The organism is Leclercia sp. UBA2479 (assembly GCF_002341985.1).
Taxonomy (GTDB): domain Bacteria; phylum Pseudomonadota; class Gammaproteobacteria; order Enterobacterales; family Enterobacteriaceae; genus Enterobacter; species Enterobacter pneumoniae.
In genome coordinates, this window is the sequence record NZ_DDPB01000006.1 from 422282 (window position 1) to 445463 (window position 23182).

At 54.9% G+C, this 23182-nt stretch carries 20 protein-coding genes; 13 read left to right on the forward strand and 7 right to left on the reverse strand.

Annotation, left to right across the window (positions count from 1 at the left end; translation table 11 throughout):
• The first annotated feature begins 10 nt into the window (after positions 1–10).
• The 12 genes from ileS to folA all read left to right on the forward strand — a co-directional run bounded on the left by ileS (position 11) and on the right by folA (position 14661).
• A complete protein-coding gene (ileS, locus tag B3B59_RS06955) occupies positions 11–2827 on the forward strand; it encodes an isoleucine--tRNA ligase (protein WP_263616186.1) in 2817 nt (938 codons plus the stop codon).
• Positions 2827–3327: a signal peptidase II gene (lspA, locus tag B3B59_RS06960; protein ID WP_046885016.1), complete on the forward strand. Its 501-nt coding sequence runs from the start codon at positions 2827–2829 to the stop codon at positions 3325–3327. The genes ileS and lspA overlap by 1 nt, the downstream gene beginning before the upstream one ends.
• Positions 3328–3379: 52 nt before the next feature.
• Positions 3380–3829 carry an FKBP-type peptidyl-prolyl cis-trans isomerase gene (gene fkpB / locus B3B59_RS06965; RefSeq protein ID WP_040077225.1) on the forward strand — a complete coding sequence of 150 codons (450 nt, stop codon included), beginning with the start codon at positions 3380–3382 and terminating at the stop codon, positions 3827–3829.
• 1 nt (position 3830) lies between these two features.
• Positions 3831–4781, forward strand: a complete 951-nt coding sequence (gene ispH, locus B3B59_RS06970; RefSeq protein WP_040077224.1) for a 4-hydroxy-3-methylbut-2-enyl diphosphate reductase — start codon at positions 3831–3833, stop codon at positions 4779–4781.
• A 189-nt stretch (positions 4782–4970) separates the two neighbouring features.
• Positions 4971–5792, forward strand: coding sequence for a 4-hydroxy-tetrahydrodipicolinate reductase (dapB, locus tag B3B59_RS06975; protein ID WP_286808492.1), 822 nt, complete (start codon positions 4971–4973; stop codon positions 5790–5792).
• 454 nt (positions 5793–6246) lie between these two features.
• Positions 6247–7395: a glutamine-hydrolyzing carbamoyl-phosphate synthase small subunit gene (gene carA, locus B3B59_RS06980; protein ID WP_046885014.1), complete on the forward strand. Its 1149-nt coding sequence runs from the start codon at positions 6247–6249 to the stop codon at positions 7393–7395.
• An 18-nt stretch (positions 7396–7413) separates the two neighbouring features.
• Positions 7414–10638, forward strand: coding sequence for a carbamoyl-phosphate synthase large subunit (gene carB, locus B3B59_RS06985; protein ID WP_040077219.1), 3225 nt, complete (start codon positions 7414–7416; stop codon positions 10636–10638).
• Between the two features lie 124 nt (positions 10639–10762).
• Positions 10763–11251, forward strand: a complete 489-nt coding sequence (locus B3B59_RS06990) for a toxin-antitoxin system YwqK family antitoxin (RefSeq protein ID WP_233801930.1) — start codon at positions 10763–10765, stop codon at positions 11249–11251.
• An 88-nt stretch (positions 11252–11339) separates the two neighbouring features.
• Positions 11340–11573: a YgdI/YgdR family lipoprotein gene (locus tag B3B59_RS06995; protein WP_046885013.1), complete on the forward strand. Its 234-nt coding sequence runs from the start codon at positions 11340–11342 to the stop codon at positions 11571–11573.
• 105 nt (positions 11574–11678) lie between these two features.
• Positions 11679–12209, forward strand: a complete 531-nt coding sequence (kefF, locus tag B3B59_RS07000; protein WP_286808495.1) for a glutathione-regulated potassium-efflux system oxidoreductase KefF — start codon at positions 11679–11681, stop codon at positions 12207–12209.
• The gene (gene kefC / locus B3B59_RS07005) at positions 12202–14067 is read left to right on the forward strand and encodes a glutathione-regulated potassium-efflux system protein KefC (protein WP_286808496.1); all 1866 of its coding nucleotides are present in this window, start codon (positions 12202–12204) and stop codon (positions 14065–14067) included. The genes kefF and kefC overlap by 8 nt, the downstream gene beginning before the upstream one ends.
• A gap of 114 nt (positions 14068–14181) precedes the next feature.
• Positions 14182–14661, forward strand: a complete 480-nt coding sequence (folA, locus tag B3B59_RS07010) for a type 3 dihydrofolate reductase (protein ID WP_006173915.1) — start codon at positions 14182–14184, stop codon at positions 14659–14661.
• A 42-nt stretch (positions 14662–14703) separates the two neighbouring features.
• On the opposite strand, the gene apaH is transcribed toward folA, so the two are convergent.
• The 6 genes from apaH to lptD are packed head-to-tail and all read right to left on the reverse strand — an operon-like array spanning position 14704 to position 21430.
• Positions 14704–15552: a bis(5'-nucleosyl)-tetraphosphatase (symmetrical) ApaH gene (gene apaH / locus B3B59_RS07015; protein ID WP_046885010.1), complete on the reverse strand. Its 849-nt coding sequence runs from the start codon at positions 15550–15552 to the stop codon at positions 14704–14706.
• A 3-nt stretch (positions 15553–15555) separates the two neighbouring features.
• Positions 15556–15933 (reverse strand): Co2+/Mg2+ efflux protein ApaG, encoded by a 378-nt coding sequence (apaG, locus tag B3B59_RS07020; protein ID WP_040077213.1) that lies wholly within the window; start codon positions 15931–15933, stop codon positions 15556–15558.
• Between the two features lie 3 nt (positions 15934–15936).
• Positions 15937–16758: a 16S rRNA (adenine(1518)-N(6)/adenine(1519)-N(6))-dimethyltransferase RsmA gene (rsmA, locus tag B3B59_RS07025; RefSeq protein ID WP_046885009.1), complete on the reverse strand. Its 822-nt coding sequence runs from the start codon at positions 16756–16758 to the stop codon at positions 15937–15939.
• Entirely contained in the window at positions 16755–17741 is a 987-nt protein-coding gene (gene pdxA / locus B3B59_RS07030) for a 4-hydroxythreonine-4-phosphate dehydrogenase PdxA (RefSeq protein WP_286808500.1), read from the reverse strand. The genes rsmA and pdxA overlap by 4 nt, the downstream gene beginning before the upstream one ends.
• Positions 17741–19027 carry a peptidylprolyl isomerase SurA gene (gene surA, locus B3B59_RS07035; protein WP_040077208.1) on the reverse strand — a complete coding sequence of 429 codons (1287 nt, stop codon included), beginning with the start codon at positions 19025–19027 and terminating at the stop codon, positions 17741–17743. Before surA ends, pdxA begins: the two co-directional genes overlap by 1 nt.
• 54 nt (positions 19028–19081) lie before the next feature.
• Entirely contained in the window at positions 19082–21430 is a 2349-nt protein-coding gene (gene lptD / locus B3B59_RS07040) for an LPS assembly protein LptD (protein ID WP_286808502.1), read from the reverse strand.
• Positions 21431–21670: 240 nt separating this feature from the next.
• Between lptD and djlA the strand changes: the two genes are divergently transcribed.
• Positions 21671–22489, forward strand: a complete 819-nt coding sequence (gene djlA, locus B3B59_RS07045) for a co-chaperone DjlA (protein WP_040077205.1) — start codon at positions 21671–21673, stop codon at positions 22487–22489.
• A gap of 28 nt (positions 22490–22517) precedes the next feature.
• On the opposite strand, the gene rluA is transcribed toward djlA, so the two are convergent.
• Positions 22518–23177 (reverse strand): bifunctional tRNA pseudouridine(32) synthase/23S rRNA pseudouridine(746) synthase RluA, encoded by a 660-nt coding sequence (rluA, locus tag B3B59_RS07050; protein WP_040077204.1) that lies wholly within the window; start codon positions 23175–23177, stop codon positions 22518–22520.
• Between the last annotated feature and the right edge of the window lie 5 nt (positions 23178–23182).

The window sequence follows — 23182 nt, forward strand, 5'->3', positions numbered from 1 at the left end:
CGAGAATCTGATGAGTGACTATAAATCAACCCTGAATTTGCCGGAAACAGGGTTCCCAATGCGCGGCGATCTCGCCAAGCGCGAACCGGGAATGCTGGCGCGTTGGACCGATGATGACCTGTACGGCATCATCCGTGCAGCCAAGAAAGGCAAAAAAACCTTCATTCTGCATGATGGCCCTCCATATGCGAATGGCAGCATTCATATTGGTCACTCTGTAAACAAGATTCTGAAAGACATTATCGTGAAGTCCAAAGGACTTGCGGGATATGACTCGCCTTACGTACCGGGCTGGGACTGCCATGGTCTGCCAATCGAGCTGAAAGTAGAGCAGGAATATGGCAAACCGGGTGAGAAGTTCACCGCGGCCGAGTTCCGTGCAAAATGCCGCGAATACGCAGCACAGCAGGTTGATGGTCAGCGTAAAGACTTTATCCGTCTGGGCGTGCTGGGCGACTGGTCGCACCCGTACCTGACCATGGATTTTAAAACCGAAGCCAACATCATCCGTGCGCTGGGCAAAATCATCGGTAACGGCCACCTGCATAAAGGCGCGAAGCCGGTGCACTGGTGCGTGGACTGCCGTTCTGCGCTGGCAGAAGCGGAAGTTGAGTATTACGACAAAACCTCGCCATCTATCGACGTTGCTTTCGAAGCGGTCGATCAGGATGCAGTCAAAGGTAAATTCGGTCTGCCTGGCGTAAATGGCCCGATCTCTCTGGTGATCTGGACCACCACCCCGTGGACCCTGCCAGCCAACCGTGCAATTTCCCTCTCCAGCGAGTTTGAATACGCGCTGGTGCAGATTGAAGGCCGCGCGGTTATCCTGGCGAAAGATCTGGTCGAGAGCGTACTGAAACGCGCGAACATCACCGACTACAGCATTCTGGGCACCGTCAAAGGTGACGCCCTGGAGCTGATGCGCTTTAAACACCCGTTCCTGGACTTCGACGTTCCGGCCATCCTGGGTGACCACGTGACGCTGGACGCGGGTACCGGTGCGGTTCACACCGCCGGTGGCCACGGTCCTGACGACTACAACATCAGCCTGAAATACGGTCTGGAGATCGCGAACCCAGTGGGTCCGGACGGCTCTTACCTGCCAGGCACTTACCCGGCGCTGGACGGTATCAACGTCTTTAAAGCGAATGACATTATCGTCAACATGCTGCGCGACAGCGGCGCGCTGCTGCACGTTGAGAAAATGCAGCACAGCTATCCGTGCTGCTGGCGTCACAAATCACCGATCATTTTCCGTGCGACCCCGCAGTGGTTCATCAGCATGGATCAGAAAGGTCTGCGCGCGCAGTCGCTGAAAGAGATCAAAGGCGTGCAGTGGATCCCGGACTGGGGCCAGGCGCGTATCGAATCTATGGTGGCTAACCGTCCTGACTGGTGTATCTCCCGTCAGCGTACCTGGGGCGTGCCGATGTCTCTGTTCGTCCATAAAGAGACGCAAGAGCTGCATCCGAACTCGCTGGAGCTGATGGAAGAAGTGGCGAAGCGCGTCGAAGTTGACGGCATTCAGGCGTGGTGGGATCTCGACGCCCGCGACATCCTGGGCGCGGACGCAGACAACTACGAGAAAGTGCCAGACACTCTGGACGTGTGGTTTGACTCCGGTTCTACCCACTCTTCCGTCGTGGATGTGCGCCCTGAGTTTGCCGGTCACGCCGCCGATATGTATCTGGAAGGGTCTGACCAACACCGCGGCTGGTTCATGTCATCGCTGATGATCTCCACCGCCATGAAAGGTAAAGCGCCATACCGTCAGGTACTGACCCACGGTTTCACCGTCGATGGTCAGGGCCGTAAGATGTCCAAATCTATCGGCAACACCGTCTCTCCGCAGGACGTGATGAACAAACTGGGCGCGGACATTCTGCGTCTGTGGGTTGCCTCTACCGACTACACCGGCGAAATGGCCGTTTCTGATGAAATTCTGAAACGTGCCGCCGACAGCTATCGTCGTATCCGTAACACCGCGCGCTTCCTGCTGGCGAACCTTAACGGGTTTGATCCGGCAAAAGACATGGTGAAACCGGAAGAGATGGTTGTGCTGGACCGCTGGGCGGTAGGCTGCGCCAAAGCGGCGCAGGAAGACATCGTAAAAGCTTACGAGTCTTACGACTTCCACGAAGTGGTGCAGCGCCTGATGCGCTTCTGCTCCATCGAAATGGGCTCGTTCTACCTCGACATCATCAAAGACCGTCAGTACACCGCGAAAGCGGACAGCGTGGCGCGTCGTAGCTGCCAGACCGCGCTTTATCACATTGCAGAAGCGCTGGTACGCTGGATGGCACCGATCATGTCCTTCACCGCAGATGAAATCTGGGGCTACCTGCCGGGCGATCGCGAGAAGTATGTCTTCACCGGTGAGTGGTATGAAGGTCTGTTTGATCTCTCCAGCACTGAAGCGATGAACCATACTTACTGGGACGCGCTGCTGAAAGTGCGTGGCGAAGTGAACAAGGTGATTGAGCAGGCGCGTGCTGACAAGAAAGTTGGCGGTTCACTGGAAGCGGCAGTCACCCTGTACGCGGAACCTGAGCTGGCGGCAAAACTGACGGCGCTGGGCGATGAATTGCGATTTGTCCTGTTGACCTCCGGTGCGAAAGTTGCGGATTATGCTGACGCTTCTGCTGATGCTCAGCAGAGTGAACTGCTCAAAGGACTGAAAGTCGCGCTGAGCAAAGCCGACGGTGAGAAGTGCCCGCGCTGCTGGCACTACACCACCGATGTTGGCCAGGTGGCGGAACACGCAGATATCTGCGGACGCTGTGTCAGCAACGTCGCCGGTGATGGCGAAAAACGTAAGTTTGCCTGATGAGTAAATCTCTGAGTTCAACGGGACTGCGCTGGCTGTGGTTGGTCGTGGTTGTGCTGATTATCGATTTGGGTAGCAAGTTCCTGATCCTCCAGAATTTCGCTCTGGGGGATACGGTCCCGCTGTTCCCGTCGCTTAATCTGCATTATGCGCGCAACTACGGTGCGGCTTTTAGCTTCCTCGCCGACAGCGGCGGCTGGCAGCGCTGGTTCTTTGCGGGTATCGCTTTCGGTATCTGTGTGGTGCTGGCAGTGCTGATGTACCGCGCTAAGGCGACGCAGAAGCTTAACAATATCGCTTACGCGCTGATCATTGGCGGCGCGCTGGGCAACCTGTTTGACCGTCTGTGGCACGGCTTTGTGGTCGATATGATCGACTTCTATGTCGGCAACTGGCACTTCGCCACCTTTAACCTGGCCGATAGCGCAATTTGCGTAGGCGCGGTGTTAATCGTGCTGGAAGGCTTCTTGCCGAAACCGGCCGCAAAAGAGCAGGCGTAACATACTCGCCCGGTGGTGTAGCGTCACCGGGCAAAACCAGCGAGCAACTTGCATGTCTAAATCCGTACAGAGCAACAGCGCGATCCTCGTTCACTTCACTCTGAAACTTGATGACGGTTCCACGGCTGAGTCTACCCGCAATAATGGTAAGCCTGCGCTGTTTCGTCTTGGTGATACCTCGCTTTCTGAAGGCCTGGAGCAGCAGCTTCTGGGGTTGAAAGAGGGTGAGACAAAAGCCTTTTCTCTGGAGCCGGACGCGGCATTTGGCGTGCCGACCCCGGACCTGATCCAGTATTTCTCGCGCCGTGAATTTATGGATGCGGGTGAACCTGAGATTGGGGCAATTATGCTCTTTACCGCAATGGATGGCAGCGAAATGCCTGGCGTGATCCGCGAAATTAACGGTGACTCTATTACCGTCGATTTCAACCATCCCCTTGCCGGGCGTACGGTCCATTTTGATATCGAAGTGCTGGAGATCGATCCGGCACTGGAGGCCTGAAATGCAGATCCTGTTGGCTAACCCGCGCGGTTTCTGCGCCGGTGTAGACCGCGCTATCAGCATTGTTGAAAATGCGCTGGAAATTTACGGCGCCCCTATTTACGTGCGTCATGAAGTGGTGCATAACCGCTACGTGGTCGACAGCCTGCGCGAGCGCGGCGCCATTTTCATTGAACAGCTCAGTGAAGTGCCGGACGGGGCGATCCTCATCTTCTCCGCCCACGGCGTCTCCCAGGCGGTACGTAACGAGGCGAAAAGCCGCGATCTGACTGTGTTTGATGCCACCTGTCCGCTGGTGACAAAAGTACATATGGAAGTCGCGCGTGCCAGCCGTCGTGGTGAAGAATCTATTCTGATTGGTCACGCAGGCCACCCGGAAGTCGAAGGCACGATGGGCCAGTACAGTAACCCGGAAGGGGGGATGTATCTGGTTGAGTCGCCGGAAGATGTAATAACGCTGAACGTGAAAAACGAAGCGAAGCTGTCGTTTATGACCCAGACCACGCTCTCCGTTGATGACACCTCTGATGTAATCGACGCATTGCGCCAGCGCTTCCCGAAAATCGTCGGGCCGCGTAAAGACGACATTTGCTACGCCACCACCAACCGTCAGGAAGCCGTGCGTGCGCTGGCTGAACAGGCGGATGTGGTGCTGGTGGTCGGATCGAAAAACTCCTCAAACTCCAATCGCCTGGCCGAGCTGGCCCAGCGTATGGGGAAAGCGGCGTTTCTGATCGACGACGCTACGGATATTCAGGAAGCGTGGGTGAAAAACGCAGCCTGCGTTGGCGTAACGGCCGGAGCTTCCGCGCCGGATATCCTGGTGCAGAACGTCATTTCCCGTCTGCAGGAACTGGGCGGCGGCGAGGCGGTACCGCTGGAAGGGCGCGAAGAGAATATTGTCTTCGAAGTCCCTAAAGAGCTGCGAATCGACGCACGAGAAGTGGAGTAATCCTTCCAAAGCCAGCAATTCATTGCTGGCTTTTTTGTTTTACCGCCCAGTGCGGTAAATCATGTCTTTTACTGATAGTTCCTGCTGTTTATCATTAAATTCTAATTATCGACGTTTTCAGATGGCGGCTTCGGCGGAGGCTGGTTAATCTGAAAACGATTTACATCATTTTAACGTAAGAGAATAACTATGCATGATGCACAGGTCCGTGTCGCAATCGCGGGCGCAGGCGGCCGTATGGGCCGTCAGTTGATTCAGGCTACGCTCCAGATGGATGGCGTTGCGCTGGGTGCCGCACTGGAGCGCGAAGGCTCTTCTCTGCTGGGGGTTGATGCCGGTGAACTGGCAGGAACCGCGAAAACTGGCGTCACCGTTCAGAGCAGCCTTGAGGCGGTAAAAGAGGATTTCGATGTCTTCATCGACTTCACGCGTCCAGAGGGCACACTGCATCACCTGGCGTTTTGCCGTCAGCACGGCAAGGGAATGGTCATTGGGACTACCGGGTTTGATGACGCGGGTAAGCAGGCCATTCAGGACGCGTCTGGAGAGATCGCTATCGTTTTTGCGGCCAACTTCAGCGTCGGCGTCAATGTGATGCTCAAGCTGCTGGAGAAGGCGGCAAAAGTCATGGGTGATTACACCGATATCGAAATTATCGAAGCGCATCACCGTTACAAAGTGGATGCCCCATCCGGGACAGCGCTGGCAATGGGCGAAGCCATTGCTCAGGCCATGGATAAAGATCTGAAGTCCTGCGCGGTGTACTCTCGTGAAGGACATACTGGCGAGCGTGTGCCAGGTACTATCGGTTTTGCTACCGTTCGCGCAGGCGACATTGTAGGCGAGCATACTGCTATGTTTGCCGATATCGGCGAGCGCGTAGAGATTACCCATAAGGCTTCGAGTCGTATGACATTCGCCAACGGGGCGATTCGTTCGGGTTTGTGGTTAAAAGATAAGGAAAAAGGTCTTTTTGATATGAGAGATGTACTCGATCTCAACAATTTATGATGATTATTACCCTTCGTGATGTGGTTATGGCAGTCATAAGCACTTGATTGCACGGGGCAATATTTTATTGCCCCTTTATTTTAGGTTTTATGTCTAGTTATTGCTTTAAAGCAGTTGTTATTAACAATTATCTGCGTATTTATCGTTGCGTTTTTGTAAAATTTGACCATCTGGTCCACTTTTAGACCCTCCTCATTGAGAATTGTTGGTTAAACCGCTCCGCAAGCGATTTCCTGTGTGATTTATTTGATCTTTTCAGCGCTTAAAACCTCTCTTTGCCACCAGTGACGCAAAATAACAAATAAAATACGCGTTTTAAGTTGACTTTCCCCCCTGAAATCTCCAGAATGCCGCCGTTTGCCGAAAATCCACAGGCAACAAATTTGCATTGATCCGCAACATGGTTGTGAATTAATATGCAGATAAAGTGAGTGAATATTCTCTGGAGGGTGTTTTGATTAAGTCAGCGCTATTGGTTCTGGAAGACGGAACCCAGTTTATCGGTCGGGCCATAGGGGCAACAGGTTCGGCGGTTGGGGAAGTCGTTTTCAATACTTCAATGACCGGTTATCAAGAAATCCTCACTGATCCTTCCTATTCCCGCCAAATCGTCACCCTTACTTATCCCCATATCGGCAATGTCGGCACCAATGCCGCCGATGAAGAATCTTCCCAGGTACATGCACAAGGCCTCGTCATTCGTGACCTGCCGCTGATTGCCAGCAACTACCGCAACACTGAAGACCTCTCTTCATACCTGAAGCGCCATAACATTGTGGCAATCGCCGATATCGATACCCGTAAGCTGACCCGGATTCTGCGCGAAAAAGGCGCACAGAACGGCTGCATTATCGCAGGGGACAACCTCGATGCGGCGCTGGCGCTGGAAAAAGCAAAAGCCTTCCCCGGCCTCAACGGCATGGACCTGGCGAAAGAAGTCACTACCGCAGAAGCTTATAGCTGGACGCAGGGTAGCTGGACGCTGGCTGGCGACCTGCCAGAAGCCAAAAAAGAGAGTGAACTGCCTTTCCACGTAGTGGCCTACGATTACGGTGCCAAGCGCAATATCCTGCGCATGCTGGTGGATCGCGGCTGTCGCCTGACGGTTGTTCCGGCGAAAACCCCGGCCGATGAAGTCTTGAAAATGAACCCGGACGGCATCTTCCTCTCCAACGGTCCCGGTGACCCGGCGCCGTGCGATTACGCTATCGACGCGATCAAAGCTTTCCTCGAAACCGATATCCCGGTCTTCGGCATCTGCCTGGGCCATCAGCTCCTGGCGCTGGCGAGCGGTGCCAAAACCGTGAAGATGAAGTTCGGTCACCATGGGGGTAACCACCCGGTAAAAGATATCGACAACAACACGGTGATGATTACCGCGCAGAACCACGGCTTTGCCGTCGATGAAGCTTCTATGCCTGCGAACCTGCGCGTGACGCACAAGTCGCTGTTTGACCACACCCTGCAGGGGATTCATCGCACCGATAAGCCCGCGTTCAGCTTCCAGGGTCACCCGGAAGCCAGCCCTGGCCCGCACGATGCCGCACCGCTGTTCGATCACTTTATCGAACTCATCGAGCAATACCGTAAGACCGCTAAATAATCAGGAGCCGAGAAGACCATGCCAAAACGTACAGACATAAAAAGCATCCTGATCCTTGGCGCTGGCCCGATTGTTATCGGTCAGGCCTGTGAATTCGACTACTCCGGTGCGCAGGCGTGTAAAGCCCTGCGTGAAGAGGGTTACCGCGTTATCCTGGTGAACTCCAACCCGGCCACCATCATGACCGACCCGGAAATGGCCGATGCGACTTACATCGAGCCGATTCACTGGGAAGTCGTACGCAAAATTATTGAGAAAGAGCGCCCGGACGCGGTTCTGCCAACCATGGGCGGCCAGACCGCGCTGAACTGTGCGCTGGAGCTGGAGCGTCAGGGCGTACTGGAAGAGTTCGGCGTAACCATGATTGGCGCCACCGCCGATGCGATTGATAAAGCGGAAGATCGCCGTCGCTTCGACGTTGCCATGAAGAAAATCGGCCTCGATACTGCGCGTTCCGGTATTGCGCACAATATGGAAGAGGCGCTGGCCGTCGCGGCTGATGTGGGTTATCCGTGCATTATCCGTCCCTCCTTTACCATGGGCGGCACCGGCGGCGGTATCGCTTACAACCGGGAAGAGTTTGAAGAGATTTGTGCGCGTGGCCTGGATCTCTCTCCAACCAACGAACTGCTGATTGACGAATCGTTGATTGGCTGGAAAGAGTACGAGATGGAGGTGGTGCGTGATAAAAACGACAACTGCATCATCGTCTGCTCTATCGAAAACTTCGATGCGATGGGCATCCACACCGGTGACTCCATCACCGTGGCCCCGGCCCAGACCCTGACCGACAAAGAGTACCAAATCATGCGTAACGCCTCGATGGCGGTACTGCGTGAGATTGGCGTAGAAACCGGCGGCTCTAACGTCCAGTTCTCGGTCAACCCGAAAAACGGTCGTCTGATTGTTATTGAAATGAACCCGCGTGTTTCCCGTTCCTCTGCGCTGGCCTCCAAGGCCACCGGCTTCCCGATTGCGAAAGTGGCGGCGAAACTGGCAGTAGGTTACACCCTCGACGAGCTGATGAACGACATCACCGGCGGCCGCACGCCAGCGTCTTTCGAACCCTCTATCGACTACGTTGTGACCAAAATTCCACGCTTCAACTTCGAGAAATTTGCCGGCGCGAACGACCGTCTGACTACCCAGATGAAATCTGTCGGCGAAGTGATGGCCATTGGCCGCACCCAGCAGGAATCCCTGCAGAAAGCGCTGCGTGGCCTCGAAGTGGGCGCCACCGGGTTTGACCCGAAAGTGAGCCTGGATGATCCGGAAGCTCTGACCAAAATTCGCCGCGAGCTGAAAGACGCGGGCGCTGAGCGTATCTGGTACATCGCCGATGCCTTCCGTGCTGGCCTCTCCGTTGACGGCGTGTTCAACCTGACCAACATTGACCGCTGGTTCCTGGTGCAGATTGAAGAGCTGGTGCGTCTGGAAGAGAAAGTGGCAGAGCTGGGCATTAACGGCCTGGACGCTGACTTCCTGCGCGTCCTGAAGCGTAAAGGCTTCGCCGATGCGCGTCTGGCTAAGCTGGCTGGCGTGCGCGAAGCGGAAATCCGCAAGCTGCGCGACCAGTATGACCTGCACCCGGTCTACAAGCGCGTGGATACCTGCGCGGCGGAATTCTCCACCGACACCGCCTACATGTACTCCACCTATGAAGACGAGTGTGAAGCGAATCCGTCTGTCGACCGCGACAAAATCATGGTACTGGGCGGCGGTCCTAACCGTATCGGCCAGGGCATTGAGTTTGACTACTGCTGCGTCCACGCCTCGCTGGCGCTGCGCGAAGACGGTTACGAGACCATCATGGTCAACTGTAACCCGGAAACCGTCTCGACCGACTACGACACCTCTGACCGCCTCTACTTCGAGCCGGTTACCCTGGAAGACGTGCTGGAAATCGTGCGCATCGAGAAGCCGAAGGGCGTCATCGTGCAGTACGGCGGCCAGACCCCGCTGAAGCTGGCGCGCGCGCTGGAAGCAGCAGGCGTACCGGTTATCGGCACCAGCCCGGATGCGATTGACCGCGCCGAAGACCGCGAGCGTTTCCAGCAGGCGGTTGACCGTCTGAAGCTGAAGCAGCCGGCGAACGCCACCGTGACCGCGATTGAAATGGCGGTGGAGAAGGCGAAAGAGATTGGTTACCCACTGGTGGTGCGTCCATCCTACGTACTGGGCGGCCGCGCGATGGAGATCGTCTACGACGAAGCCGACCTGCGCCGTTACTTCCAGACGGCGGTGAGCGTCTCTAACGATGCGCCGGTTCTGCTCGACCGCTTCCTGGATGACGCGGTAGAGGTCGATGTGGATGCGATCTGCGATGGCGAAATGGTGCTGATTGGCGGCATCATGGAGCACATCGAGCAGGCGGGCGTGCACTCCGGTGACTCCGCCTGTTCTCTGCCAGCCTACACCCTGAGTCAGGAAATTCAGGACGTGATGCGTCAGCAGGTGCAGAAGCTGGCCTTTGAGCTGCAGGTTCGCGGCCTGATGAACGTCCAGTTCGCGGTGAAAGACAACGAAGTTTACCTGATTGAGGTGAACCCGCGTGCGGCACGTACAGTACCGTTCGTCTCTAAAGCCACCGGTGTACCGCTGGCGAAAGTAGCGGCGCGCGTGATGGCTGGTCAGACGCTGGCGCAGCAGGGCGTGACCAAAGAGATCATCCCGCCGTACTACTCGGTGAAAGAAGTGGTGCTGCCGTTCAACAAGTTCCCGGGCGTTGACCCGCTGTTAGGGCCTGAAATGCGCTCTACCGGGGAAGTGATGGGCGTGGGCCGCACCTTCGCGGAAGCGTTCGCCAAAGCACAGCTGGGCAGCAATTCCACCATGAAGAAACAGGGTCGTGCGTTGCTCTCCGTACGCGAAGGCGACAAAGAGCGTGTGGTCGACCTGGCCGCTAAGCTGCTGAAGTACGGCTTCGAGCTGGATGCAACTCACGGTACGGCGATTGTACTGGGTGAAGCGGGCATCAACCCACGTCTGGTGAACAAGGTGCATGAAGGTCGTCCGCACATTCAGGACCGTATCAAGAATGGCGAGTACACCTACATCATCAACACCACCGCGGGCCGTCAGGCGATTGAAGACTCCAAGCTGATTCGCCGCAGTGCGCTGCAGTATAAAGTGCATTATGACACCACGCTGAATGGCGGTTTCGCCACCGCGATGGCGCTGAATGCAGACGCTACAGAGAAGGTGATTTCAGTGCAGGAAATGCACGCGCAAATCGCGAAGTAAGCATCAGAATGCTCTTAAAACCCGCTTCGGCGGGTTTTTTATTGCCTTTACGACCAATATTGGCGGTTGCGCTTACAGAATAGTGGCCGCATGGTTAGCGCACTCATCTTAAAAGGAGTTTCTTGTGAATCGTACAATTGCGCTGATCTCGCTGGTGGCGTTGCTCTCTGGATGCGCGGATTTCGCCTCCTCTGTTACCAATACCATCGATAGCATGGGTATGACGCCCGACTATGCCAAAGGGTTGAAAGAGGATCTGGAGGGGCAGAAAAAGCTCACGACACCTGAGGTGAAGGTGGCGGACAACGTGCCGGAAGGCAAGCTGGTGGAGAAGTACGACAATGGCAGCAAGAAGTTTGAAACCGTGGTCAAAAACCGCTGTTTTGATGAGTACATTGATGTCTACTATCCCAATGGCGTGTTAAGAAGCCATACGCCGCTGGTCAATTGCAAAGCCAACGGGGTTTCTCAGGGCTACACCCAGGACGGCAAACTGCATTCGACCATCACCTTTAAAGAGAGTGAGGCTAACGGAGAGGCGAAGACCTACGATGCCAACGGAAAAGTGGTGAAGACGGTGATCTATAAAGAGGGCCTGCCGGTAAAAAGCTAAGAGTGTTCTGTATTTACCCCTGCAGGCGGAATATTCCACTATAGTATTACGCTAAACGACACGTCTTGACTGACCCAGGGAGAATACAATGAACAACAAACTGCTGATGACCTCCATTTTTGCTGCCGCTGCTCTGTTTACCGTTGCCGGCTGCTCTTCTAACCAGTCAGTAAAAACGACTGACGGTAAAACTATTGTCACCGACGGCAAACCGCAGGTGGATGATGATACGGGTCTGGTTTCTTACAAAAATGCTGAAACCGGGCAGACAGAGCAGATTAACCGCGATCAGGTAAAATCAATGGGCGAACTGGATAACTAGTTCAGATTTACCCATTTAGCTCGTCAATATTATTCACTATTAGCCTGTTAGATTACTGACTACACTCTTTCCTTAAAAGAGAGCAGTAAATCAACAGGCTAATACATGATCTTAATTATTTATGCTCACCCTTATCCGCAGCACTCGCATGCGAATAAGCGGATGCTGGAGCAGGTAAGGAATCTCGACGGCGTAGAAGTACGCTCGCTGTATCAACTCTATCCCGATTTCAATATCGATATCGCCGCCGAACAAGAAGCGCTATCTCGTGCCGATCTCATCGTCTGGCAACATCCTATGCAGTGGTACAGCACGCCACCTCTGTTAAAACTCTGGATCGATAAAGTCTTCTCGCACGGCTGGGCGTATGGCCACAACGGTCAAGCGCTGCAGGGCAAAAGTCTGCTCTGGGCGGTGACCACCGGCGGGGGAGAGAGCCACTTCGATATCGGCGATTTCCCGGGCTTTGATGTGCTGGCGCAGCCACTTCAGGCGACCGCGCTCTATTGTGGATTACATTGGCTCCCGCCTTTCGCGATGCACTGCACCTTCGTTTGCGACGATGAAACGCTGCAAGCGCAGGCGCGTCATTATAAACAACGTTTACTCGACTTGCAGGAGAAGCACCATGGATAGCCATACGCTGATTCAGGCGCTGATCTATTTAGGCGCGGCGGCACTGATCGTGCCGGTTGCGGTACGGCTGGGGCTGGGATCGGTTCTCGGTTATCTCATCGCTGGCTGTGTCATTGGCCCCTGGGGATTGCGCTTAGTAACAGATGCCGAGTCGATCCTGCATTTTGCGGAAATCGGCGTAGTGCTGATGCTGTTTGTTATCGGTCTGGAGCTGGATCCGCGTCGTTTATGGACGCTACGGGCATCGGTATTTGGCGGCGGGGCGCTACAGATGATTGCCTGCGGCCTGCTGCTGGGTGGGTTCTGTATGCTGCTGGGTATGGAGTGGAAAGTGGCGGAGTTGATCGGCATGACGCTGGCGCTCTCCTCTACCGCCATTGCCATGCAGGCGATGAACGAACGTAATCTGACTGTTTCGCAAATGGGGCGCAGCACGTTCTCGGTGCTGCTGTTCCAGGATATTGCCGCCATTCCTTTGGTGGCAATGATCCCCCTACTGGCAGCCTCTGGCGCCTCGACAACGCTGGGGGCGTTTGCGCTCTCGGCACTGAAAGTTGCGGGCGCGCTGGCGCTGGTGATCCTGCTGGGACGCTATGTTACCCGGCCGCTGCTGCGCTTTGTCGCGCGCTCTGGCCTGCGTGAAGTCTTCAGCGCCGTGGCATTGTTCCTGGTCTTTGGCTTCGGTTTGCTGCTGGAAGAGGCCGGATTATCGATGGCGATGGGGGCATTCCTGGCCGGGGTACTGCTGGCCAGCTCGGAATATCGTCATGCGCTGGAAAGCGATATTGAGCCATTCAAAGGCTTGTTGCTTGGGCTGTTCTTTATTGGCGTTGGGATGTCGGTCGACTTTGGTACGCTGGTGACGCATCCGCTGCGGATCCTGGTGCTACTGGTCGGTTTCCTGGTCATTAAGATGGCGGTGTTATGGCTGATTGCCCGTCCGCTGAACGTGCCTAATCAACAGTGTCGCTGGTTTGCCGTATTGCTGGGGCAGGGGAGTGAATTTGCCTTCGTGGTTTTTGGCGCGGCGCAGATGGCGAACGTACTGGATCCTGAATGGGCAAAAGCCTTAACCCTGGCGGTGGCGCTCTCGATGGCGGTTACGCCACTCTTGCTAGTACTGTTAACTCGCCTGGAAAATGCGGGCAGCGGCCACGAGCGTGAGGCTGATGAGATTGATGAAGAACAACCTCGCGTGATTATCGCCGGGTTTGGCCGCTTTGGTCAGATTACTGGCCGCTTACTGCTGTCGAGCGGCGTAAAGATGGTCATACTTGATCACGATCCGGACCATATCGAAACGCTGCGTAAATTTGATATGAAGGTATTCTATGGCGATGCCACCCGGGTCGATCTGCTGGAGTCGGCGGGTGCCAGTAAGGCTGAGGTGCTGATCAACGCCATCGACGATCCTGAAACCAGCCTGCAGCTGGCGAAGCTGGCGCAGGAACATTTCCCACACCTGAAGATCATCTCTCGTGCGCGCGATGTGGATCATTACATCCAGCTACGGCAGGCCGGTGTTGAAGCTCCCGAGCGTGAAACCTTCGAAGGGGCGCTTAAATCAGGGCGTCTGGCGCTGGAAAAGCTGGGGCTGGGTGCCTACGAGGCGCGAGAGCGTGCCGATCTGTTCCGCCGCTTTAACATTGAGATGGTGGAAGAGATGGCCGCAATGACCGAAAGTGACGCGTCGTCGCGTGCCGCGGTCGTCAAACGTACCAGCGCGATGCTGACTGAAATCATCAGCGAAGATCGTAATCATCTTTCACTGATTCAGCGTCATGGATGGCAAGGGACCGAAGAGGGTAAGCATACGGGCAACCCTGCGGATGAGCCAGAGAGTAAACCTATGACCTGAAGAGGCCTCGACAGCAATATTTAAATATTTCCGCTTCTTTACTCTGCCGCCCGTCGACGAAAGATTAAGCTTTACGTATAGTGGCGGCAATTTTTATATCCGGGAAATTTTTCAATGATCAGTCTGATTGCAGCGCTGGCGGTAGATCGCGTTATCGGTATGGAAAACGCCATGCCATGGAACCTGCCTGCCGATCTCGCATGGTTTAAACGTACGACGCTGAACAAGCCAGTAGTGATGGGCCGCCTGACCTGGGAGTCAATTGGTCGCCCTTTACCTGGCCGTAAGAACATTGTCATCAGTAGCCAGCCAGGCACCGATGATCGCGTTGAGTGGGTTAAATCTGTCGATGAAGCTATCGCCGCCTGTGGCGACGCGGAAGAAATTATGGTGATTGGCGGCGGCCGTGTTTACGAGCAGTTCCTGCCAAAAGCCCAGAAACTCTACCTGACCCATATTGATGCGGAAGTGGAAGGCGATACCCATTTCCCGGATTACGATCCGGATGAATGGGAGTCGGTATTCAGTGAGTTTCACGATGCGGACGCACAAAACTCGCACAGCTACTGCTTTGAGATCCTTGAGCGTCGCTAACTGCGTTACGCACCTCTTTTTGACGAGAGGTGCGTACTTTCCTTAAGAGGCAACCGCCTCGTCGTCGCCTAAATCCGGCTGACGATTCGATGGTTGAATAAACCAGGCTTTATCTTCCCAGCGCAGGCAGGTGAGGTCACCTCCCCAACAACAGCCGGTATCCAGAGCATAAATGCCCTCTGGCGTGCCTTTCCCCTCCAGTGATGCCCAGTGACCAAAGGCCACGCTATAGCTTTCCGTCACCGGCCCGGGGATAGCAAACCAGGGTTTCAGCGGCGCAGGCGCACTCTCGGGAACATCCTTGCAGTACATATCCAGCTGACCGTTCGGGAAGCAGTAACGCATGCGGGTAAAGGCGTTGGAGATAAATCGCAGGCGTGCCAGACCGCTCAGCTCAAGGCTCCAGTTATTCGGCATGTCGCCGTACATGGCATCGAGGAAGAAGGGGTAAGAGTCGCTGGTCAGCACCGCTTCTACATCACGCGCGCACTCTTTAGCGGTTTGCAGATCCCACTGCGGCGTAATCCCCGCGTGGGCCATCACCAGCTTCTTCTCTTCATCGATTTGCAGCAGCGGCTGACGGCGTAACCAGTTGATGAGTTCATCGGCATCCGGCGCATCCAGCAGCGGAGTGATACGATCTTTTGGCTTGTTACGGCTGATGCCGGCATAGACCGCCAGCAGATGGAGATCGTGGTTGCCCAGTACGACGCGAACGCTATCGCCGAGTGATTTAACGTAGCGTAACACTTCCAGCGAGCCTGGGCCGCGCGCGACCAGATCGCCCGTCAGCCACAGCGTGTCTTTGCCCGGTGTAAACTCCACCTGCTTTAACAACGCGATCAGTTCATCGTAGCAACCGTGAACGTCGCCAATAAGGTATGTAGACATGTTTTAGTGAATGAGTGTTGGGACAGCCAGACGGAAAACAGGAATGGCAATACGGAAGGTATTGCCGTCGGCATCGACCATTTCGTAATGGCCCTGCATGGTGCCCAGCGGCGTTTCGATGACCGCACCGCTGGTGTATTGATACTCTTCGCCAGGGGCGATATGCGGTTGTTCACCAACGACGCCTTCCCCCTGGACTTCGATTTCACGGCCGTTGCCATTGGTGATCAGCCAGTAGCGCCCAAGCAGTTGCACAGGCGTTCGCCCCAGGTTACGGATGGTGACGGTATAGGCAAAGACATAACGCTCTTCATCCGGCGTGGATTGCGATTCGATATAGAGACTTTGCACCTGAACACATACGCGGGGCGAATCAATCATGGCTTAGCTCTCCTTCGGCGGCGTATTTTCGCTGATGTAATTAGCCAGCTTGCAGTACTGCTCGACAGAAATATTTTCCGCACGCATTGCCGGATCGATGCCCAGCTCAGATAACACCTCAACGGTAAACGAGTTACTCAGGCTGTTGCGGATCGTTTTCCGGCGCTGGTTAAAGGCTTCCGTCGTAATGCGGCTCAGTACGCGCAGATCTTTTACTGGATAAGGCATCGTGGTATGAGGAACCAGACGCACTACCGCAGAGTCTACCTTTGGCGGTGGCGTAAAGGCCGTCGGCGGCACTTCAAGTACCGGGATGACGTTGCAATAATATTGCGCCATTACACTCAGTCGACCATACGCTTTACTGTTCGGCCCTGCAACCAGTCGATTCACCACCTCTTTCTGCAACATAAAGTGCATGTCGGCGATGGCATCAGTATAGCTAAACAGGTGGAACATCAGCGGCGTCGAGATGTTGTACGGCAGGTTACCAAATACGCGCAGCGGCTGGCCCATTTTCTCTGACAATTCGCCAAAGTTCATGGTCATCGCATCCTGCTGATAGATAGTCAGCTTCGGCCCGAGGAAGGGGTGCGTTTGCAGGCGCGCCGCCAGATCGCGGTCCAGCTCGATAACCGTCAGCGCGTCGAGACGCTCACCGACCGGTTCAGTCAACGCAGCAAGACCTGGGCCGATCTCGACCATCGCCTGGCCTTTCTGTGGATTGATAGCCGAAACAATACTTTCGATCACAAACTGATCGTTGAGGAAGTTTTGCCCGAAACGTTTACGGGCTAAGTGGCCCTGATGGACGCGATTATTCATTGAGTATTAACAATCATTTTGATGGCGAGATTAAGCGCCGTAATAAAACTGCCGACATCTGCCTGGCCCAGGCCTGCTAAATCAAGTGCAGTACCGTGGTCAACGGACGTTCGAATAAAGGGTAAACCGAGGGTGATGTTCACGCCGCGGCCAAATCCCTGGTATTTTAGCACGGGAAGGCCCTGATCGTGGTACATCGCCAGCACGGCATCGGCATTCTCAAGATATTTGGGCTGGAAAAGGGTATCGGCAGGCAGTGGCCCGCTGAGATTCATCCCTTTCGCACGCATCTCGTTGAGGACCGGGATAATGGTGTCGATCTCTTCTGTACCCATGTGCCCGCCTTCCCCGGCATGGGGATTCAGGCCGCAGACCAGTACGTGCGGTTGCTCAATACCGAATTTAGTCTGCAAATCGTGATGCAGAATCCCGATAATTTCCCGCAAAAGTGCCGGGGTAATGGCATCAGGAATCGCCTTAATGGGCAGGTGGGTGGTGACCAGCGCCACGCGCATCTCTTCAGTGGCCAACATCATCACCACTTTCGGGCTATGCGAGCGCTCTTCAAAGAATTCGGTATGCCCTGTAAAGGCAATACCTGCGTCGTTGATCACCCCCTTGTGCACCGGACCGGTAATCAGCGCCGCAAATTCGCCGTTCAGACAGCCATCGCAGGCACGCGCCAGGGTCTCAACCACGTAGTGACCATTTTCGGTGCTGAGCTGGCCGGGAATCACGGGTGTGCGCAGCGGGACATTGAGCAGGGTTAAGGTCCCCGCTTGCTGTGGAACCGGCTGCAGGGCGGCATCATAGGGGAGGAGAGATAAAGGCAGACCGAGCAGTGCCGCCCGGTCTTGTAACAGTTTGGCGTCAGCACAGATGACCAGCTCTACCGGCCAACTACGTTGCGCGAGCTGGACAACGAGGTCCGGACCAATCCCGGCGGGTTCGCCGGGAGTGATGACAACACGGTGGTGTTTCATTAGTTGCTCAATACTTTCACGTAAGCGCTGGCGCGTTGCTCCTGCATCCAGGTCGCCGCTTCTTCCGAGAATTTACGATTGAACAGCATGCGATACGCGCGATCTTTCTGCGCCGCATCGGTCTTATCCACGCTGCGGGTATCCATCAGTTCGATCAGGTGCCAGCCAAAGGTGGAGTGAACCGGCGCGCTCATCTGGCCCTTGTTCAGCTTCATCAGCGCATCACGGAAGGCCGGATCGTAGATATCGGCTGCCGCCCAGCCCAGATCGCCGCCCTGGTTAGCAGAGCCTGGATCCTGAGAGAACTCTTTTGCCGCATTGGCGAAAGAGGTTTTTCCGCTACGAATATCTGCAGCAATCTGCTCCAGCTTCACGCGTGCCTGATCGTCGTTCATGATCGGTGATGGCTTCAGCAAGATATGACGGGCATGCACTTCCGTGACCGAGATGCTCTGGCTCTGGCCGCGCAGGTCGTTCACTTTCAGGATGTGGAAGCCAACGCCCGAGCGGATCGGACCAATGACGTCACCTTTCTTCGCGGTGCTCAAAGCCTGAGCGAAGATAGACGGCAGCTCCTGGATACGGCCCCAACCCATCTGGCCGCCTTTCAGCGCCTGCTGGTCGGCAGAGTAAGTGATTGCCAGTTTGCCAAAATCACCGCCGTTTTTCGCCTGATCGACGATGGAACGCGCCTGGTTTTCCGCATCAGCAACCTGATCGGAGGACGGATTTTCCGGCAGTGGGATCAAGATGTGGCTCAGGTTCAGCTCTGTACTGGCATCGTTCTGGTTACCCACCTGTTTCGCCAACTGATCCACTTCCTGAGGCAGGATGGTGACACGACGACGGACTTCGTTGTTACGCACCTCAGAAATCAGCATCTCTTTGCGAATCTGATTACGATAGGTTGAGTAGCTAATACCGTCATAGGCCAGACGACTGCGCATCTGATCTGCAGACATGTTGTTCTGTTTAGCGATGTTCGCGATCGCCTGATCGAGCTGTTCGTCAGAGATCTTCACACCCATTTTTTGACCCATCTGCAGAACGATCTGATCCATGATCAGACGTTCAAGGATCTGATGACGCAGCGTGGCATCATCCGGAAGTTGCTGACCTGCCTGACCCGCGTTGAGCTTCACAGACTGCATTAAACCATCAACGTCGCTCTCAAGTACTACACCGTTGTTCACAACGGCTGCGACTTTATCGACAACCTGTGGGGCCGCGAAGCTGGTATTCGCAACCATGGCGATACCGAGCAGCAGCGTTTTCCAGTTCTTCATACTTTTTCCATTTCAATTAACCGCAAATGCGGATTACGTTGTCATTCAAGTACATCACAGAGAATTTTGGTACGGCAGAATGTTAGAACGCAGCATCTGCTGAGTACCCAGGCCGTAATTCGAACTCAGGCCACGCAGTTCGATGTTAAAGCCGATAACTTTATCGTATTCGCTCTGCTGGCGAGTTCTATCCCAACCGTTCAGCTTACGTTCGTAGCCGACAGTGATAGCGTAGCAGCAGGAGTTATACTGCAGCCCCACCATCTGATCGGCCGGCTTGCTGGTGTTGGTGTCAAAGTAGTACGCACCCACAACGGACCAGCGATCGGCGATCGGCCAGCTTGCTGTGCCACCCACCTGCGAAATGCCCTCTTTGTACTGCTGCGCCGTAGCGAAGCTCGGCAATGTCGCCTGGATGTATTCCGGGCTGGCATAACGGTAGCTCAACTGCACCAGACGGTCTTCATCACGACGATACTCGATGGAGCCGCTGCCGGTGGAGACGTTATTCAGACGGGTATCGTACTGTACGCCGCCGCGCAGGCCCCAACGATCGGTCATGCGCCAGTAAGTGTCTCCGGCCCAGACCAGGGAGCCCGTTTTGTTGTCTTCTTCCCAGTTGATATCGTCATCACCAGTACGAGACTCGGTGAAATAGTAGATTTGACCAACAGAAACGTTAAAACGTTCAACCTGAGCATCATCAAAGATGCGGGTTGTTACCCCGGTCGTCAGCTGGTTAGCAGAAGCAATGCGGTCCAGACCGCCGTAGGTACGGTCACGGAACAGGCCGCTGTAGTCAGACTGCAGGAAGGACGAGTCGTAGTTCTGGATGTTGCTCTGATCGCGATAAGGGACGTAAAGATACTGAATGCGCGGCTCAAGCGTCTGGGTGTAGCCGTTCGCCAGGTTCATGTCGCGTTCAAGAATCAGCTTACCGTCCATCTTAAATTGCGGAAGGGTACGGTTAACAGAATCTTTCAGATCGGTGCCATAACGATTGTTATACCAGTCCAGGTTCTCCTGCTGATAGTGGGTTGCCATCAGCTTGGCTTCGGTATCCAGGCTCGCCCAGTTATTCGACCACGGCAGGTTGATAGTCGGTTCAATGTGCACACGCGTGGATTCTGGCATATCGTCATTGGTGTTAACGAAGTGCACCGCCTGCGCATAAACGCGGGTATCGAACGGACCGACATCATTTTGATACCAGTTAACATCAAGCTGTGGCTCGGCAGCATAGGTGCTGCGAGTCTGGTTGCTGAAGACCTGGAACTGCTTGGTAGAAACCGTCGCGTCGAAGTTTTGTACCGCATAGCCGGCGCTGAAAATCTGCGTCGCATAGCCATCGGTACTGGAACCGTATTTGGAATCGAAATCGTTAAAGTAATTCGAGTCGCTGACCTTGGTGTAGTTGACGTTAAAACGCCACACCTGATCCATCACTCCGGAGTGTTGCCAGTAGTACAACCAGCGATGGCGATCGCCTTCAGTGGGATGCTCATCTTCATAGACTTTATCTGAAGGCAGATAATCCAGCTCCATGACACCCGCGCCCGCCTGCGACAGATAGCGGAACTCATTCTCCCACATGATATTGCCGCGCTTATGGATATAGTGCGGCGTAATCGTGGCATCCATGTTCGGCGCGATGTTCCAGTAGTACGGCAGGTAAAACTCGAAGTAGTTACTGGTGCTGTATTTCGCATTCGGGATCAGGAAACCTGAACGGCGCTTATCGCCAACCGGCAGCTGCAGGTATGGGCTGTAGAAGATCGGCACCGGGCCGAGCTTAAAGCGGGCGTTCCAGATCTCTGCAACTTGCTCTTCGCGGTCATGGATCACTTCGCTTCCCACTACGCTCCAGGTATTAGAGCCGGGCAGACAGGAGGTGAAGGTGCCGTTTTCCAGAATGGTATAGCGGTTTTCACCGCGCTGTTTCATCAGATCGGCGTTACCGCGACCCTGACGACCCACCATCTGGTAATCGCCTTCCCAGACGTTGGTATCTTTGGTATTAAGATTTGCCCAACCTTTCGGACCTTTCAGAATGACCTGATTATCGTCATAGTGCACATTACCCAGCGCATCAACAGTTCGCACCGGTTCGGCGGCACCGTCAGGCTGTTTTTGATGAAGCTGAACCTCATCGGCCTGCAGACGGCTGTTACCCTGTGCAATATCGACATTGCCGTGGAAAACGGCATTGTCAGGGTAATTACCTTTTGCGTTATCCGCAGTGATGGTGACCGGCAAGTCGTTCGTATCACCCTGAACCAACGGGCGATTATAGCTGGGAACACCCAGCATACATTGCGAGGCGAGATCGGCTGCCAGTCCCTGTTGAGTATAGAGGGCAGTGCCAATCATTGTGGCCAGAAGGGTGGGGATACGTTTTTTCATACGTTTTATTTGTTGTTCCGTCATCAGTGGCTATACGCTGGCAAACGGTCAGAGACTATCTTACTCATCATCGCAGTGCCAGCGTTAATCCTGCCCGTTTGCGAGCCGTGGTGATAGGCTCGCTATTGAATGACGAGTATGATAATGCAAATTATAGGCGATGTCCTTCAATTGACCGTGGCGAGCCCACAGGAATGATGGCATTGCACAGGATCAGATCCATCACCATTTGGGGAGTATATGCAGTATTGGGGAAAAATTATCGGCGTGGCGTTCGCATTAATGATGGGCGCAGGCTTCTGGGGCATCATTCTGGGGCTGATTATCGGCCATATGTTTGATAAAGCTCGCAGTCGTAAGATGGCCTGGTTCGCCAATCAGCAACAGCGTCAGGCTCTCTTTTTTGCGACGACCTTCGAAGTGATGGGGCATCTGACTAAATCAAAAGGGCGCGTGACGGAGGCGGACATTCATGTCGCCAGCCAGTTTATGGACCGAATGAACCTGCACGGGGATTCGCGTGCGGCGGCGCAACATGCATTTCGCGTAGGTAAGGCGGATAACTATCCCCTGCGTGAAAAGATGCGTCAGTTCCGCAGCGTCTGTTTCGGTCGTTTTGATTTGATTCGTATGTTCCTTGAGATCCAGATTCAGGCAGCCTTTGCCGATGGTTCGCTTCATCCGAACGAACGCGACGTGCTGTATGTCATTGCGGAAGAGCTCGGTATCTCACGAATGCAGTTTGACCAGTTCCTGCGCATGATGCAGGGCGGAGCGCAGTTCGGTGGCGGTTACCAACAGCAGCAATCTTCTGGCGGCGGCTGGCAGCAGGCGCAACGTGGCCCGACGCTGGAAGATGCCTGTAACGTGCTGGGCGTGAAGCCAACGGACGATGGCCCAACCATTAAGCGCGCCTATCGTCGACTGATGAGCGAACATCATCCGGATAAGCTGGTGGCGAAAGGGTTACCGCCAGAAATGATGGAGATGGCGAAGCAGAAAGCGCAGGAGATTCAGAAAGCGTATGAGCTCATAAAAGAGCAGAAAGGCTTTAAATAAGATACGCCCGGTATAGCCGGGCGTTATTTTAGAAGTCGACCGGGGCTTTAAAGGTCATCGCATTCCCGAAAGCGGGATGGGTGATGGTCAGCATCCGGGCATGCAGCTGCAGGCGAGGCGCCAGCGCGCGCGCCTCCGGTGGCGCATAGAAGCGATCCCCAAGAATCGGATGCCCCAATGCCAGCATATGCACGCGCAGCTGGTGTGAACGGCCAGTAATCGGTTTTAGCAGGACCCGCGCCGTATTATCCGGCGCGTACTCCAGCACTTCATACTCAGTCTGCGCCGGTTTGCCTGTCTCATAGCAGACCATCTGCTTCGGACGGTTAGGCCAGTCGCAAATCAGGGGCAGATCCACCAGCCCTTCGGCTTTCTCCGGGTGCCCCCAGACGCGGGCAACATACTCTTTTTTGGGCTCACGCTCGCGGAACTGGCGTTTAAGCTCCCGCTCCGCCGCTTTGGTCAGCGCCACCACAATCACGCCGCTGGTGGCCATATCCAGACGATGAACCGACTCTGCCAGCGGATAATCGCGCTGAATGCGCGTCATCACGCTGTCTTTGTGTTCATCCAGACGGCCCGGTACGGATAACAGACCGCTCGGCTTGTTGACCACCATGATATGTTCATCCTGATACAGGATAACCAGCCAGGGATCCTGCGGCGGATTGTAGGGCTCCATTTGCATGCTGC

Bases quoted from the DNA above. Each gene is read 5' to 3' on its own strand.
- dapB (WP_286808492.1), top strand. From the start codon at position 4,971: ATGCATGATGCACAGGTCCGTGTCGCAATCGCGGGCGCAGGCGGCCGT.
- fkpB (WP_040077225.1), top strand. From the start codon at position 3,380: ATGTCTAAATCCGTACAGAGCAACAGCGCGATCCTCGTTCACTTCACT.
- carB (WP_040077219.1), top strand. From the start codon at position 7,414: ATGCCAAAACGTACAGACATAAAAAGCATCCTGATCCTTGGCGCTGGC.
- pdxA (WP_286808500.1), bottom strand. From the start codon at position 17,741: ATGAAACACCACCGTGTTGTCATCACTCCCGGCGAACCCGCCGGGATT.
- folA (WP_006173915.1), top strand. From the start codon at position 14,182: ATGATCAGTCTGATTGCAGCGCTGGCGGTAGATCGCGTTATCGGTATG.
- B3B59_RS06995 (WP_046885013.1), top strand. From the start codon at position 11,340: ATGAACAACAAACTGCTGATGACCTCCATTTTTGCTGCCGCTGCTCTG.
- ileS (WP_263616186.1), top strand. From the start codon at position 11: ATGAGTGACTATAAATCAACCCTGAATTTGCCGGAAACAGGGTTCCCA.
- ispH (WP_040077224.1), top strand. From the start codon at position 3,831: ATGCAGATCCTGTTGGCTAACCCGCGCGGTTTCTGCGCCGGTGTAGAC.
- djlA (WP_040077205.1), top strand. From the start codon at position 21,671: ATGCAGTATTGGGGAAAAATTATCGGCGTGGCGTTCGCATTAATGATG.
- rluA (WP_040077204.1), bottom strand. From the start codon at position 23,177: ATGCAAATGGAGCCCTACAATCCGCCGCAGGATCCCTGGCTGGTTATC.
- apaH (WP_046885010.1), bottom strand. From the start codon at position 15,552: ATGTCTACATACCTTATTGGCGACGTTCACGGTTGCTACGATGAACTG.
- kefC (WP_286808496.1), top strand. From the start codon at position 12,202: ATGGATAGCCATACGCTGATTCAGGCGCTGATCTATTTAGGCGCGGCG.
- kefF (WP_286808495.1), top strand. From the start codon at position 11,679: ATGATCTTAATTATTTATGCTCACCCTTATCCGCAGCACTCGCATGCG.
- lspA (WP_046885016.1), top strand. From the start codon at position 2,827: ATGAGTAAATCTCTGAGTTCAACGGGACTGCGCTGGCTGTGGTTGGTC.
- rsmA (WP_046885009.1), bottom strand. From the start codon at position 16,758: ATGAATAATCGCGTCCATCAGGGCCACTTAGCCCGTAAACGTTTCGGG.
- lptD (WP_286808502.1), bottom strand. From the start codon at position 21,430: ATGAAAAAACGTATCCCCACCCTTCTGGCCACAATGATTGGCACTGCC.
- surA (WP_040077208.1), bottom strand. From the start codon at position 19,027: ATGAAGAACTGGAAAACGCTGCTGCTCGGTATCGCCATGGTTGCGAAT.
- apaG (WP_040077213.1), bottom strand. From the start codon at position 15,933: ATGATTGATTCGCCCCGCGTATGTGTTCAGGTGCAAAGTCTCTATATC.